At 53.5% G+C, this 13407-nt stretch carries 18 protein-coding genes; 15 read left to right on the top strand and 3 right to left on the bottom strand.

From position 1 onward, the window contains the following. Positions 1-100: 100 nt before the first annotated feature. Complete coding sequence (gene mgtE, locus ACTVJH_RS04340) at positions 101-1417, top strand: magnesium transporter (protein WP_455987833.1); 1317 nt, start codon at positions 101-103, stop codon at positions 1415-1417. 62 nt (positions 1418-1479) lie between these two features. Here mgtE and ACTVJH_RS04335 read toward each other — a convergent pair whose 3' ends face one another. Then, complete coding sequence (locus ACTVJH_RS04335) at positions 1480-1932, bottom strand: CBS domain-containing protein (RefSeq protein WP_455987831.1); 453 nt, start codon at positions 1930-1932, stop codon at positions 1480-1482. A 218-nt stretch (positions 1933-2150) separates the two neighbouring features. Between ACTVJH_RS04335 and ACTVJH_RS04330 the strand changes: the two genes are divergently transcribed. The 11 genes from ACTVJH_RS04330 to ACTVJH_RS04280 all read left to right on the top strand — a co-directional run bounded on the left by ACTVJH_RS04330 (position 2151) and on the right by ACTVJH_RS04280 (position 10439). Then, positions 2151-2825 (top strand): protein-L-isoaspartate(D-aspartate) O-methyltransferase, encoded by a 675-nt coding sequence (locus tag ACTVJH_RS04330; RefSeq protein ID WP_455987829.1) that lies wholly within the window; start codon positions 2151-2153, stop codon positions 2823-2825. 12 nt (positions 2826-2837) lie between these two features. After that, complete coding sequence (locus ACTVJH_RS04325) at positions 2838-3422, top strand: YqaA family protein (RefSeq protein ID WP_455987827.1); 585 nt, start codon at positions 2838-2840, stop codon at positions 3420-3422. A 134-nt stretch (positions 3423-3556) separates the two neighbouring features. After that, on the top strand, positions 3557-4444 hold the full coding sequence (locus ACTVJH_RS04320) for a P-loop NTPase (protein WP_455987825.1): 888 nt from the start codon (positions 3557-3559) through the stop codon (positions 4442-4444). Positions 4445-4477: 33 nt separating this feature from the next. Then, positions 4478-5047 (top strand): lytic transglycosylase domain-containing protein, encoded by a 570-nt coding sequence (locus ACTVJH_RS04315; RefSeq protein ID WP_455987823.1) that lies wholly within the window; start codon positions 4478-4480, stop codon positions 5045-5047. 171 nt (positions 5048-5218) lie between these two features. After that, positions 5219-5758, top strand: coding sequence for a CDP-diacylglycerol--glycerol-3-phosphate 3-phosphatidyltransferase (gene pgsA, locus ACTVJH_RS04310; RefSeq protein WP_455987821.1), 540 nt, complete (start codon positions 5219-5221; stop codon positions 5756-5758). 45 nt (positions 5759-5803) lie between these two features. Continuing rightward, positions 5804-6886, top strand: coding sequence for a type IV pilus twitching motility protein PilT (locus ACTVJH_RS04305; RefSeq protein WP_455987819.1), 1083 nt, complete (start codon positions 5804-5806; stop codon positions 6884-6886). A 12-nt stretch (positions 6887-6898) separates the two neighbouring features. Next, entirely contained in the window at positions 6899-8065 is a 1167-nt protein-coding gene (locus tag ACTVJH_RS04300; RefSeq protein WP_455987817.1) for a type IV pilus twitching motility protein PilT, read from the top strand. A 76-nt stretch (positions 8066-8141) separates the two neighbouring features. Continuing rightward, positions 8142-8774, top strand: a complete 633-nt coding sequence (locus ACTVJH_RS04295) for a hypothetical protein (RefSeq protein ID WP_455987815.1) — start codon at positions 8142-8144, stop codon at positions 8772-8774. 13 nt (positions 8775-8787) lie between these two features. Beyond that, complete coding sequence (locus tag ACTVJH_RS04290; RefSeq protein WP_455987911.1) at positions 8788-9045, top strand: hypothetical protein; 258 nt, start codon at positions 8788-8790, stop codon at positions 9043-9045. A gap of 18 nt (positions 9046-9063) precedes the next feature. Next, entirely contained in the window at positions 9064-9369 is a 306-nt protein-coding gene (locus ACTVJH_RS04285; protein ID WP_455987813.1) for an FtsB family cell division protein, read from the top strand. A gap of 38 nt (positions 9370-9407) precedes the next feature. Further along, positions 9408-10439, top strand: coding sequence for a tetratricopeptide repeat protein (locus ACTVJH_RS04280; protein ID WP_455987811.1), 1032 nt, complete (start codon positions 9408-9410; stop codon positions 10437-10439). A gap of 95 nt (positions 10440-10534) precedes the next feature. On the opposite strand, the gene ACTVJH_RS04275 is transcribed toward ACTVJH_RS04280, so the two are convergent. Together ACTVJH_RS04275 and ACTVJH_RS04270 are read right to left on the bottom strand one after the other, a co-directional pair. Continuing rightward, the gene (locus tag ACTVJH_RS04275) at positions 10535-10741 is read right to left on the bottom strand and encodes a hypothetical protein (protein WP_455987809.1); all 207 of its coding nucleotides are present in this window, start codon (positions 10739-10741) and stop codon (positions 10535-10537) included. Between the two features lie 76 nt (positions 10742-10817). Further along, positions 10818-11249 carry a hypothetical protein gene (locus tag ACTVJH_RS04270; protein ID WP_455987807.1) on the bottom strand — a complete coding sequence of 144 codons (432 nt, stop codon included), beginning with the start codon at positions 11247-11249 and terminating at the stop codon, positions 10818-10820. A gap of 60 nt (positions 11250-11309) precedes the next feature. Between ACTVJH_RS04270 and ACTVJH_RS04265 the strand changes: the two genes are divergently transcribed. The 3 genes from ACTVJH_RS04265 to fbp all read left to right on the top strand — a co-directional run bounded on the left by ACTVJH_RS04265 (position 11310) and on the right by fbp (position 13407). Continuing rightward, positions 11310-11462 carry a hypothetical protein gene (locus tag ACTVJH_RS04265; RefSeq protein ID WP_455987805.1) on the top strand — a complete coding sequence of 51 codons (153 nt, stop codon included), beginning with the start codon at positions 11310-11312 and terminating at the stop codon, positions 11460-11462. Between the two features lie 44 nt (positions 11463-11506). After that, on the top strand, positions 11507-12256 hold the full coding sequence (locus ACTVJH_RS04260; RefSeq protein ID WP_455987803.1) for a hypothetical protein: 750 nt from the start codon (positions 11507-11509) through the stop codon (positions 12254-12256). A 128-nt stretch (positions 12257-12384) separates the two neighbouring features. Then, the gene (fbp, locus tag ACTVJH_RS04255; protein ID WP_455987909.1) at positions 12385-13407 is read left to right on the top strand and encodes a class 1 fructose-bisphosphatase; all 1023 of its coding nucleotides are present in this window, start codon (positions 12385-12387) and stop codon (positions 13405-13407) included.

Here is a 13407-nt window from a genome sequence, read left to right as displayed (position 1 = left end):
GCGAACGTCATGCGTACATGGCATCCCGATAGGTCCATCAAGTCGTGGCATGCCGTGAATGACGGCCAGGTAACCTGCCCTATGCAAGGAGTCGAATGATATGACCGACTATCATCCGAAGAACGATCTGGAAAGCACGCAGGACGATTATTTCGATCAGCTGCACCCGGCAGATGCCGCCGATCATCTGGAAAACCTGCCCCTTGAGGAACAGGTGGCCATGGTTCAGGGACTTTCCCTGGAGGATGCGTCCGAATCCATCGCGGAAATGGATTCCTATGACCGGATTCCCCTGATGACCCAGCTTCCACCCAAGCTGGCTGCGGATATCCTGACCCTCATGTCTCCGGACGATGCCGCAGATACCGTGGCCGAACTCGAGCCGGACATCCGCAAGGCCATCTTCAGGAAGATCGAGCAGGAAGACGCCGCAGAGATCAAGGCCTTGCTTATGTATGACCCCGATTCAGCCGGCGGGGTCATGAACACGGAGATTCTGGTTCTGGACGAGAACCTGACGGCGGATCAGGCTATCACCGTGATCAGAAGTCAGGTGGAGGAATCGGAAATTCCCTATTACGCCTATATGGTCGATCAGTATCGGCATCTCAAGGGGGTTCTTTCGCTGCGCGACATCATGGTCAGCCCGGGGGGAAGGAAGCTCAAGGAATTGCTGGTGGAGCAGAATCTCATTGCCGTGCCGTTTGATACGGACAAGGAGGAGGTCGCCAAGCTCATCGACAGATACAACTTTCTGGCCCTTCCCGTTGTGGATCATGGCCAGCGCATTCTGGGAACGGTCACTGTAGACGATGTCATTGACATCATCCAGGAGGAGGCCAGCGAGGACATGCAGCAGATGGTTGGTGCAGGTGGTGACGAAACCATTGACTCGCCCTGGGGATATTCCCTGAAAATGCGTATGCCCTGGCTGTTCGTCAATCTGCTCAATTCGGCGGTGTCCGCCTGGGTGGTCCACCTTTTTGAAGGATCCATCGAGCAGATGGCCATCCTGGCCGTCCTCATGCCCATTGTGGCCAATCAGGCCGGAAACACCGGGCAGCAATCCCTGGCGGTCATGATCCGCCAGCTGGCCATGGAGCGTTTCGACCGGAGAAAGGTGTGGATCGCCGTGGCCAGGGAGGCCAAGATCGGTCTGATCAACGGACTGATCATCGGGGTGGCCACTTTTCTGGGGATCATCCTGGTTTTTCAGCGCCCCGGCCTTGCCGCTGTCATGGCCCTGGCATTGCTTTTCGACATGCTCTTGGGTGCCGTTGCCGGGGCATCCATCCCCCTTATTCTCAAGGAGCTGGGCCGTGATCCGGCCCAGGCGTCGAGTATCTTCCTGACCACGCTTACCGACAGCATGGGCTTTTTCCTCTTTCTGGGCATGGCTGGTCTGTTTTTACTCTAGTCCACGTCCGAACCAAATGGATGATGGCGGCTTGAGGTACTCAATGTGGCGACGCTAAGCATCTAGCCGTTTTTCTCTTTTGCAATGTCGGCCTGGGTTTTGCCAGCCAGAAGCTGGATGGAAAGTGTAATGAAGTCGGCCTCGGTGATGATACCCACAAGTTTGTCACCTTCGACAACCGGCAGGCATCCGTACTTGTTTGTGAGCAGGACCTCGGCAGCCTGTGAGAGCTTTTCGTCACCCGCGATGACCTGAGCATCCTTGCGCATGACCTCGCTGATCGGGATGCCTGCATCGATTTCCTGCTGGGTCTCCTTGTCGATTCCTGCCAGTTGGGAAACGGTTGCCGAGAGGATGTCCCTGTGCGAGATCAATCCGCAGAACCGGTTGCACTGATCCACGACAGGCACGTGACGGATCTGCGCCAGATGCATGACCCCGCGGGCCGCACTGAGGGTGTCTTCCGGTTTGAGGGTGATGATTTTTGTGGACATGATGTCCTTGACCTTGAGCATGGTTCCTCCTGTCAGCCGAGGGTTGTAAAAAGGGATTCGACAGTTCTGACTATGGCCTAAAATCTCTGCTCGGGCAAGCTCCGTTGAAAACCGTGTGGGCCTCTCTCTCATTGACTTGCGGGGTGAAATCTGGTTTGCAGTACGTTGTCATAAAATTGTCAAAATTTTCGTGTCATGTCGACGACACGGACTGCTCTTGAAGAGGAATATTCATCACGGTGAGAACTCACGCCCTGCGCAAGGCGGCCCTTCGGGTCGATTACAAAAGAAACCGGGAACGGATGATCAGGGAGCAGCTCATGTCCCGAGGGATCTCCGATACCAGGGTATTGCGAGCCATGTGGGAGGTCCCCCGGCATCTGTTTGTGGAGGAGGCCCTGCAGGCACAGTCGTATGAAGACCATGCCGTGCCCATAGGCCACGGGCAGACCATATCCCATCCGTTTACAGTGGCCCACATGACCAGCCTGCTCGAGGTGGAGCCGGGCATGAAGATCCTGGAGATCGGAACCGGTTCCGGCTACCAGGCAGCTGTCCTCGAACGATTGGGGGCTGTCGTTTACACGGTGGAGAGGATCAAACCGCTGTTTGTCGCCGTGCGCAAGCGACTCTTGTTCATGCGTTGCTACAACATCCATTGCAAACTGGATGACGGGACAACGGGATGGCCGGAAAATGCTCCTTTTGACAGGATCATTGTCACGGCAGGCGGTCCTGAGATTCCTCTGCCCCTGCTGGGCCAATTGGCCGATCCCGGGTGTATGGTCCTTCCTGTTGGCGGGGAAAAACGAAAACAACGCATGGTCAGGGTCTGCAAGACAGATGGTCGGGTGATCAGCAAGGATTGCGGATCAGCCGCCTTCGTCGATCTGGTGGGCACCCATGGCTGGTGAAACAGGACATATATGAACATGATGCAGAAGATGCTCGACAGACTCTGGGATATTGCAGCCAGAAAAGGGGCCGAGCGTGTACTCATGATTGTGTCCTTTACCGAGGCCATTTTTTTTCCGATCCCTCCTGATCTGCTTCTGTTGCCCATGGGTATGGCCTCCAGAAAACGGGTCTTTCGTTTGGCCGGTATTTGCCTTGTGTTCTCGCTGGTCGGGGGGGTGATCGGATACGGTATCGGCTACTATTTCATGGAAACCATCGGCAGTTCCATTATCCGGTTTTACGGTCTTGAAGAACAATATACCAAGATTCAGGTCTGGTATGATACATACAGTGCCTGGGCCGTGAGTATCGCCGGGCTCACTCCCATCCCTTATAAACTCTGCACACTCACGGCCGGAGCCTTCAAGGTCAACTGGCTTGTTTTTATCATTGCCTCGGCCATCAGCCGGGGGATCCGTTTTTTTGTCATCGCCACGTTGATCTATTACTTCGGGGAAACCGCCCGGACGTTTTTGGAAAAGCGGTTCAACCTGGTGGTGACAGGCAGTTTGATCCTCGTTATCCTGGGCTTCGTCATTTTGAAGTACGTTTGAACGTATGGGGATTGCAGGAATGTAGGCGTGTTATGAACTTGGAGACCCTTTTCAAAACTCTCTTGATTCCCTAACATTTCTTAGATCTCTTGACCTGTTAAACTCTCTAAAATTCTCAGCAGGAGAACCATATAATGTCAGACCAGAACACATGCCCAAGCGCGGGCAAGAGCGGGGGAGGCTCCAGCGCTTCCAAAATGATTCAGGATCAGATGATCTCCTCGACCCTTTCAAAAATTCGTCACAAGCTTTTTGTCATGAGCGGCAAGGGGGGGGTGGGCAAGAGCTCCCTGGCCACCAACCTTGCTGCGGCCCTGTCCGCCCGGGGATTTCGCGTCGGCCTCCTGGACGTGGATATCCATGGGCCGAGCGTACCCCATCTTTTGGGGATCAAGGGGCTTTTGGACATCGATCGGGGCAGCATTCTGCAACCCAAGCAGTATAATGAGAACCTTTCGGTCATTTCCATGGAATCCCTGCTCAAGGACCCGGACCAGGCCGTACTCTGGAGGGGCCCCATGAAAACCAACGCCATCCGGCAGTTCATTGCTGACGTGGAGTGGGGCGAGCTCGACTTTTTGGTCATCGATTCCCCTCCAGGGACCGGCGATGAACCCATGACTGTGTTGAAGACCGTGCCCGAGGCCCTGAGCATTGTCGTGACCACTCCCCAGGAGATATCCCTGGCCGATGTCCGCAAGGCGATCAATTTTCTGCAATACGCCCAGGCAAATATCCTCGGTGTGGTCGAGAACATGAGCGGACTTATCTGCCCCTATTGTCACAAGGAGATCGATCTGTTCAAGAAGGGGGGGGGCAAGGACCTGGCGGAAAGGTATGGGCTGGATTTTCTGGGGGCCATCCCCCTGGACCCGGCGACCGTTGTTGCCGGGGATCTGGGTCGGCCTGTGGTTTTTCTGGATGAGGATGTGCCGGCCAAAAAGGCCTTTCTTGCCCTGGCAGATACCATCAGTGATCGTGCTGCCGAGTGTTTCGAATCGGTTTCTTCCATCCATAAATGATCTGAGCGTGGTCTGAAAGATCAATGGGGAGCCATGCAAACGATTCTCGCCATCCTGGTCGTTTTGGCGATTTCTCTGCCCGGAGCTACGGGAAGGGCCGGAACCATCTATTATTATGAGGGACCTGACGGGGTTCTTCATTTTACAGATCTCCCCCTGACGCCGCACTACAGCCCCTTTGTCTTTTGGGGGGATGCCACGGGGGAGACCAAGGAAAGGATCCAGAAGCTGATCACAAAATACGCCTCCCAGTACGGGGTGGACGAGGATCTGGTGCAGGCACTGGCCCATGTGGAATCGAGGTACGATTGCAAGGCCGTATCCAGGGCCGGTGCCCAGGGGGTCATGCAGATCATGCCCGAGACCCAAAAGGATCTGGGACTCACGACCCCCTTTGACCCGGCTGCCAACGTGGAGGCGGGCGTCCGCTATTTCAAGCGCATGCTGGACCGTTTCAAGGATACCCGTCTCGCCCTGGCAGCCTACAACGCCGGACCCGGCCAGGTGGACAAGTACAAGGGGGTGCCCCCTTTTCCCGAGACCGAAAAATACATTCAGGATGTCCTGAATATGTATGCCAAACTCAAACCCAGGGCCAAGTGAGGACGAAGTGTCCGTCGCTCGGCAAAGTTCCGTTCATGGAAAAACATCCCGTTGTGAGCAAAATGCCTGAATACCCGTAACGCCAGGGTTGCACAATTTCTTGCAGGCCTGATTGGTTTTGCGCATTCCCCTCACGACACATAAACCCAGGATTGCCCCAGGAAATATACCATGCTCAACGCTGCCAACATCCTGACCCTCGCGAGAATCGGTGCGGTACCCCTCATCGTTCTCATGCTTTATTTCCCCAGCAAGCTCATGTGCCTGGCCGCCCTCTTGCTTTTCGTCATCGCCTGTCTGACCGACTACGTGGACGGAGTGGTGGCTCGGAAGTACAATCTGGTGACCAATGTGGGCAAGTTTATGGACCCCATTGCCGACAAGATTCTCATTGCCGCGGTGCTGATCATGCTCACCGATCTGAACTGGCTTCCGGCCTGGATCGCTATTGTGATCATCAGTCGGGAGATCATTGTCACCGGGCTTCGGGCCATTGCCGCAGATCAGGGCAAGGTTATCGCTGCGGACATGCTCGGCAAATCCAAGACCCTGACCCAGATGTTCGCCCTGGGACCGCTCATCCTCCATTACCCCTGGTTTGGTTTTGATCCCGTTCCTCTGGGGACGATAGTCTTGTATGTCGCCCTGGTTCTGACCATCCTTTCGGGGGCGAACTATCTGCGCAATTTTTACAAGATCTGGATGGAATAACTGCGTTTGTTGCAATGCTGATTCTTCCCAAACAAGGAGAACATCGTGGCTCAGATAGATGCTTTTTTCGAGATGATGCACAAACTAGGAGCCTCGGACCTGCATCTTTCGTCCGGGTCCCAGCCCATCATTCGCCTGCGCGGGGATATGCAACGGATCAAGTACAAATCCCTGGAGCATGAAGAGCTCAAGACCATGCTCTATGAGATCTGTCCCGAGGCCAAGGTCAAGCATTTCGAGGAGACAGGGGATATCGATTTTTCCTACGAGGTCCCTGGGACAGCCAGATACAGGGCTAATTTTTTCATGCAGCGTCGGGGCGTTGGTGCTGTTTTCAGGGAGATTCCCCAGAAGATTTTGACTATCGAGGATCTCAACCTGCCTGAGATCCTGCGTAATCTGGCCATGCTCCCCAAGGGGCTCGTTCTGGTCACCGGACCTACGGGAAGTGGCAAATCGACCACCCTGGCCGCGATCATCGATTACGTGAACAAGGTCCGCAAAGACCATATCCTGACCATTGAAGATCCCATTGAATTTGTCCACGAACCCATCAATTGTCTGATCAACCAGCGTGAAGTGGGACGGGACACCAAGAGTTTTCAGGCCGCCTTGCGCGGGGCCCTGCGCGAGGATCCCGATGTTATTCTTGTGGGTGAAATGCGCGATCTGGAAACTATTCAGCTCGCCCTGGAGGCGGCCGAAACAGGGCATCTCGTTTTTGGAACCCTGCATACCATCTCCGCCTCCAAGACCATCGACCGCATCATCGAGGTCTTTCCCGGCGATCTCCAGGGACAGATCCGTTCGGGGTTGGCCGATTCCCTGCGGGCCATTGTCGCCCAGACCCTGTTCAAGCGCATCGATCACCCCGGCCGGGTAGCGGCCCTGGAAATCCTGATCGCCACGCCGGCGGTTCGTAATCTTATTCGCGAGAACAAGAACTTTCAAATCAACTCGGTCATTGAGACCGGGAGAAAATTCGGTATGCAGGCCCTGGACGATGCAATCATGAAACTGGTCCAGGATCAGACCATCGATCCCCTGGAGGCCTACAACAAGGCGGTCAATAAATCCAAATTCCGGGATCTGTTAGCCGAACCTCCCTCGGACATTACTGAAATGTAGAGGAGATCCCCCATGCAACGCTCCCATCTCGATCACCTGATCGGTCAGATCATGACCAACGCCCCGGATGCCTCGGATATCATTTTTACCGTGGGCAAACCCATTCAAACAGAGGTTCACGGAGAATTGGTCGATGCGGTAACCCGTCCGGATCTGGGGCCTCTCAACCCTTTCCAGGTCGAGTCCGTGGCAACGTGCATGATGGGCACGAACCTGCGGCTTTTCCGGGATCAGGTGAAAACCGGTTCCTGCGATCTCTCCTACGAACTGCCCGGAAGGTTCAGATTCAGGGTGAACGTTTTGGGTCAAAGGGGCTCGCTGGCCATTGTCATGCGCAAATTGTCCATGAATGTGCCGACGATGGAGCAATTGGGACTTCCTGAGATTTTTACCCAGATGTCCAAAGAAAAATATGGAATGATTCTGGTCACCGGGGGAACGGGTACCGGTAAATCCACTTCGCTGGCGGCACTTATCAACACGATCAACGAAACCTATTCCAAGCACATCATCACCCTGGAAGATCCTGTCGAGTATGTGCATCCCCATAAAAAGGGTACGGTCAATCAGCGGGAAATGGGGGTGGATTTCAATACCTTTGCATCGGGATTGCGCGCGGCCCTGCGTCAGGCACCCAAGGTCATCCTGGTGGGGGAGATCAGGGACCGGGAGACCGTGCAGATCGCCCTGGAGGCGGCCGAGACCGGTCATCTGGTCCTGGGGACCCTGCATACCAGTGATGCCGGGCAGACCATCAACCGAATCATCGGTATGTTCGATCTCTCCGAAGAACGGTTGATTCGCTCCAGGCTCTGCGAGAGTCTCAGGTTCGTGGTTTCCCAGCGCCTTTTGCCCAGAGTGGGAGGGGGACGAGTGGCAGCCTTTGAGATTCTGAGAAACAATCTGCGGATCAGGGATGTGATCACCAACGGAGAGACCGAAGAAAAGACCTTTTATTCCATCATGGAACAGGGTGGGACATACGGGATGATCACCTTTGATTCTTATCTGGTCAAACTCTACACGCAAGGACTTATCGACGAGGAGTCGGCCATGCTTTCCGGGTCGGATAAATCCCGTCTTGGCCAAATGCTCGACAGAATCAAATCGGAAAAAGGAGAAAGGGTTACCGACATCAATGGGCTGGAACTCGATACCGAGTATGGCCAGGAGCGTTGAGTCACGTCGGATCAGCCGGGTTTTCGCCATGATTGCCGTGGTTGCAACCTGATGATGGAAGAGGAGTGAGACCTTCATGGATGTACAATGCAATTCCTGTCACAAGGTGATCAAGATACCGGACGAAAAAGTTCCTCAGGCATCCTCGTTTTCATTTATCTGCCCCTATTGCCGGGAGCGTGTCCGGGTCGAGGTTCCGGATACACGGCAGACAGAGCCGGCTTTTTCACAACCTGCGCATCCCGCAGAAGACCGTCTGCCAGCGGCCGAACCCGATTCCATCCCACCCGGTACCAGGGTGGCATTTATTTTTGCCACGGATGAAGCGTGGCGAAGTGGTGCAGAGGCTTTTTTTACGGCCAGAGACTATTATTGCGTTCTCCCCGAATCTGCCGACATGGCCAGGGCCAAGCTGATCCTGCAGCATCACGATGTTATCGTCATTCAGGACATGGATGTCTGCGCACCTCTCTGGAAGGTTATTCATTCATGGCGAGGGCTTGATCGCAGAGAAAGAAACGTGATTCGTCTTGGAGACGATGTGCAGAGCCTGACCCCGGAAGATGCCTTTGTTCGGGGGGTCAATGCCTGCCTCAATCTGGCCGATCACTCAACGTTGGAAGAACTGTTCATGTCGTGTCTCAAGGCGCATGAACTTTCGCTGTTGCCCTGGAATCAGGCCAGGGAGATGGAGTCCTCGAAAATATGAGTTTGACACCGTGATGGGATTACATGCCCGTGTGCTCAATTGCCTGCAGACCATTCTGGACCTGGAGTCGGACCTTGATACGGCTGGCATGGGCGATGGTCTGGTTGAAGAATTCAACGAGCTCAAGGAGATTGTCACCAAGACCACTGCCTGGGACCTGGAAGAAACCGATGTTCAACGTATCGAACGGGCCACTGCCGCTTTTCTGAAGGAACTGGAACTTCCCCTGGCCTTGCGCAGGAAGGGTGGGATTCTTGATCGACTGCAATAAAGGGACCCTATGATCTGGATGCGTATACTTTTCTGCTCGTTGTGCGTGCTCGATATTGCCTTGGCTGTGCAATTGGTGGTTGGCGACAAGGGGATCATGGAATATCTTCAGCTTTGCACGACCCGGGATCAACTGAGAACCCAAATCGATGCAACGGCCACCCGGAACATGGTTCTAAGTGATGAAATCCGGCTCCTCAAGAAAAGCCCGGCCTATGTTGAACAAATGGCTCGGGCGGAATTCAATTTCGTTGCGGAAGGGGAGATCCTCTATCTTTTCGAGCCGTCCTCAGGCAAGGACCAACCGTCAGGGCAGAGGAGGTGATATGTTCACCAAGGACCCCTCTGTCAGGAGAGATGATCATGCAGGAAAAAATCAAATTGTACGAAGAGATGCTCGCCCTGGAACCAGGTTCCAAATTCTTTTTTCCCTTGGCCAAGATGTTGATGGCACACGGAGAATACGATCGAGCCCAAAAGATAATCAGACAGGGGCTTGCGGTTCATCCGGAATTCATAGAGGCGCGATTGCTTTTATTGGATGTCCTGGACAATCTGGGTGAGAATGATGCCGCGCTGGAAGAAACAGCGTCAATCGTTCAGTTGTTGAGCGGATATAAGGGGTTCTGGAAGTTATGGGAAAAGCTCCTCGCGGCAAAGGATGACCGTGATTCGCTGATCGCCATGCGATTTTTCCGCGGAGCCATGCAGGGAACACCCTTGCGCTGGGTGGATATCTTCGAGCAGGGATGTGCCCAGGTGCTGAACGCTTCAGCCCCGGCAGATGCATCAGAATTCAAAGAAGAGCATGCTGGTGATCATTCGGAAGAGGAAGCGAAAAGGGATATGTCCGACATGGATCCTGAGGGGGCTCTTCAAAAAATGCCGGCTGTTCCGGTTGCAACCGAATTCGTTGCCGAGTCGGAGTCTCTGAACAAAACTGTGCCACTGGCAAATGGGGCTGAGCTATCCGGTCAACTACCAACAGATAGGGATGCCACAATCCCTGTCACTCGGGATGGAGATGGGGGTTCTGAAGCGCCGGAAGGGGGGGACGAACCCGACAGTGACCAGGATGCCGATGAGGTTGAGACCATTTCCATCGATCCCGATGTGCGCACTCGAACCATGGCCGATCTGCTCATGGAGCAGGAGGAATACGGGCAGGCCTTGGAGATATATGAGGGGTTGTGGGAAATATATCCTCCAGGTCCCGAGCGCCGGGATCTGGAAAGGCTCATGAATGCAGCCAGAAAAAAAATGGCTGGTGACATGAAGCGTGGAGAAGAGAAAGGAAAAACCGAACAGGCTCACGACGAAAATCCTGAGAGAGACGAAGTCGTGAAGACCCTTTCAGCCCTGGCAGATCGGTTGGAGGAACGAGCCAGAGCATAGCTTGTGGCAATGCGATCCTTTCGCCATACAGATTGCCCGTCCCGGTACCCATCGATACGGATCCAGGTGCCAAGGATGGGTTCTTGTTTGGTTGCTCAGGATGGGGTTAATTTTTGGATCTCTGTTTTGTAAAAATCCTGCTTGTCCTGCAGGGCCTGGAGTTTGACATCCATCTCCTGCTTTTTCTTGGTGTGCCACGCTTCATGGCGTCCCAGATTGTTTCGGGCGCTGATGAACGTATAGCCAAGTCCCCAGACTGATACAAGGGCAACGATGAGAGTCACGATGATGATCACGTCCATGATGATTTCCGTGGGTAGGGGTGAAGGTCGGATGGGTTTCAGACGAACTGTCCAAATTGGAACGACCTCTGCTTCATTATTGTGATTGCATGAACTCGTCGAGAGACTCCTGGCTCAATGATCCCAGAAGTACCAGGATTTCCTCTATGGATTTACCGGTACCCATGCTTTTCTGGTATTGTTTGGCTTTTTTCAGCTGATCCCGGGTGATCAATGCTTTTTGTAGTAATTGCATAGTGATATTGGTCTGGCTCGGTGCCGAGACCTTTTTTTCTTCACGAGATTTTGGAGGTTCCGGAGCCGACGAGCTTTCTATTTTCATTGTCTCGGCTGCGGCCTTGAGCTTCTGGGTTTCCTTGACCATGTCGTTATACGTAATGGTCAGCTGGTCTTCCTTTTCCTGAATGTTTTTGAGTCGACTCGATTCCCAGGCACGTATGGATTTGAAGATGAACGCGTCAATGATTCCAAAAGACAGGACGATCAGGCAGATGTAAACGATGAGCATGGTATCAGTCCCAGAGCGGTTGAGGTTGATGCCCAAGATCCGTGCAGACAGGAACAGCCCGTGGACTTTGAAGGCATGAAAGGCATGGGCAGGATTGTCCCGGACATCCCCGGAGGAACTCTGGGATGCCTGTTTGGAAAATACAACCTGAACTACCACGAAGCAGAGATGTTCACTGCGATCACTTTTGTCATGTACATACAAAACCACTAACAAACAATCAAATCATTTGGCGACGCAAGGAGGTTTTTTTACCTATGCGCAGAGTTCTGCTTGTTACCTGTTGTCTGGCCTGTTGTTTGGGGTGTTCCACGCTCAAGACCACCAAGCGGTGGTACAAGGACTATATCAATCCCACTCCAAAGGTCGATCTGGCCATTCAGTCCGAACATGAATGCGCACCCAAGGGTTTCGCTACCTCCTTCGTACCAGTGGATGCGCAGCTCAATCTGCTCGGACGGGAACTATCGACCCAGGATATCTATCCCGAAGATGCGTGGTTTGATGCATTTCTGATCAAGTATCCCTGGATCGATCGGATTGTCGCTGTCAACGTCCAGGGAGAAATTCTGGCCAGCCGGAATACTGATTTCGCTCCGGATGACAATGCGATAGACTATGTGTCGCTCTGTGAGGGGGATCCCGAGAAAAGAATGCCCAAGGCGCATGTCCTCGATGGTGCTTCCGGCAAGACGGTCTGTTTGAGCATGCCTTTTTTCAAAGGCAACGCATGGAAGGGATGTCTGATAGCCATGTTTCGCTTTGAAAGGGTCGTTGGATTTGCCCCATCACCTGAAGATCTGATCATCGTGGATGCCCGGGGTGATTTTCTGTGGGCAGGGGGGTATGAGCGGATCATCGCAGAGGTGGCCGATCGTCCCTGGAACGATCTTCTTGAAGACCATGTCAGCGGTGAATTCGGGATTCAGGAAAAGCGGTTTTTTTGGTTGGGTCGCTCTTTTGCCGGGAGGTGGTTGATTTACACCTCTGAAATAAGAGAGCAATGATTCCTGTATTTTTGTTGAGAAGAATCTTGGTTTAGGGTACCGACCCATGTGAGCCTCTTTTTTGCCATGAAGAGAGCCAACAGGACACTGAACAACAAGGAGTTGGAATGGAAAAACAGGGAGGGGCTATGCGTCAGGTAACTGTCACGGAACATCTTCTTGTGAATCAACGGGAATCGGATATGGCAACGGGCAGGTTCACCCGTCTGCTCAACGAGATCATCCTTTCCGCCAAGCTCATTTCCAGGGATGTGACCAAGGCCGGTCTGCTCAACATTCAGGGCAAGACCGGGGAAGTGAACATCCAGGGGGAAGAAGTACGCAAAATGGATGATTATGCCAATCGCGTGCTCATCCACCGGATGGAGCGGGCCGGCGTACTCTGTGCCATGGTCTCGGAGGAAAATGCCGACCTTATTGAAATACCGGATAATTTTCCTGTCGGGGACTATTTTTTGGCCTTCGATCCCCTGGACGGGTCCGCAAACATCGATGCCAATGTGAGCATTGGGACTATTTTTGGGATCTACAGGCGCAAAGGCGGAATCGGACGAAACGTTACCCTGGGCGAGGTTTTGCAGAAAGGGGCCGAGCAGATCGCTGCCGGTTATGTTATCTATGGTTCCTCGACCATGCTGGTTTATACCGCAGGCAATGGCGTCAACGGTTTCACCCTTGACCCGAGCGTGGGGGAGTTTTTATTGTCCCATCCCAATATCCGGATTCCTGAACAGGGAAAAATCTATTCAGTCAACGAGGGGTATTGGGATTTCTGGGACGATGCCACCAAAGAGGCGGTGCAGTATTTCAAGACAACGGGAAACCATAACGAAAAGATTTATTCCCTGCGCTATATCGGCTCCCTGGTTTCTGATTTTCATCGGAACCTCCTGTATGGAGGGATTTTTTTGTATCCCCGGGACAACAGGGATCCCAAGAAATCTCGTGGCAAATTGAGGTATCTGGTCGAGGCTGCGCCCATGGCCATGATCGTTGAACAGGCCGGCGGTATGGCCATTGACGGGTATCGGCGCATTCTGGATATTGAACCTGAGGAAATTCACGATCGGGTCCCCCTGATTGTTGGGTCGAAAAATGAGGTTCTCAAGGTTCAGGAGATTTACGCCAAACATGCTGGAGCCTCCAAATAG

The organism is Desulfoplanes sp. PS50 (genome assembly GCF_053851535.1).
The sequence above is the reverse complement of the archived record's forward strand: the minus strand, read 5'-3'. Positions and strand labels throughout refer to the sequence as shown.

Bases quoted from the DNA above. Each gene is read 5' to 3' on its own strand.
- mgtE (WP_455987833.1), top strand. From the start codon at position 101: ATGACCGACTATCATCCGAAGAACGATCTGGAAAGCACGCAGGACGAT.
- ACTVJH_RS04335 (WP_455987831.1), bottom strand. From the start codon at position 1,932: ATGCTCAAGGTCAAGGACATCATGTCCACAAAAATCATCACCCTCAAA.
- ACTVJH_RS04325 (WP_455987827.1), top strand. From the start codon at position 2,838: ATGAACATGATGCAGAAGATGCTCGACAGACTCTGGGATATTGCAGCC.
- ACTVJH_RS04320 (WP_455987825.1), top strand. From the start codon at position 3,557: ATGTCAGACCAGAACACATGCCCAAGCGCGGGCAAGAGCGGGGGAGGC.
- ACTVJH_RS04315 (WP_455987823.1), top strand. From the start codon at position 4,478: ATGCAAACGATTCTCGCCATCCTGGTCGTTTTGGCGATTTCTCTGCCC.
- pgsA (WP_455987821.1), top strand. From the start codon at position 5,219: ATGCTCAACGCTGCCAACATCCTGACCCTCGCGAGAATCGGTGCGGTA.
- ACTVJH_RS04300 (WP_455987817.1), top strand. From the start codon at position 6,899: ATGCAACGCTCCCATCTCGATCACCTGATCGGTCAGATCATGACCAAC.
- ACTVJH_RS04295 (WP_455987815.1), top strand. From the start codon at position 8,142: ATGGATGTACAATGCAATTCCTGTCACAAGGTGATCAAGATACCGGAC.
- ACTVJH_RS04290 (WP_455987911.1), top strand. From the start codon at position 8,788: ATGGGATTACATGCCCGTGTGCTCAATTGCCTGCAGACCATTCTGGAC.
- ACTVJH_RS04285 (WP_455987813.1), top strand. From the start codon at position 9,064: ATGCGTATACTTTTCTGCTCGTTGTGCGTGCTCGATATTGCCTTGGCT.
- ACTVJH_RS04280 (WP_455987811.1), top strand. From the start codon at position 9,408: ATGCAGGAAAAAATCAAATTGTACGAAGAGATGCTCGCCCTGGAACCA.
- ACTVJH_RS04275 (WP_455987809.1), bottom strand. From the start codon at position 10,741: ATGGACGTGATCATCATCGTGACTCTCATCGTTGCCCTTGTATCAGTC.
- ACTVJH_RS04270 (WP_455987807.1), bottom strand. From the start codon at position 11,249: ATGCTCATCGTTTACATCTGCCTGATCGTCCTGTCTTTTGGAATCATT.
- ACTVJH_RS04260 (WP_455987803.1), top strand. From the start codon at position 11,507: ATGCGCAGAGTTCTGCTTGTTACCTGTTGTCTGGCCTGTTGTTTGGGG.
- fbp (WP_455987909.1), top strand. From the start codon at position 12,385: ATGCGTCAGGTAACTGTCACGGAACATCTTCTTGTGAATCAACGGGAA.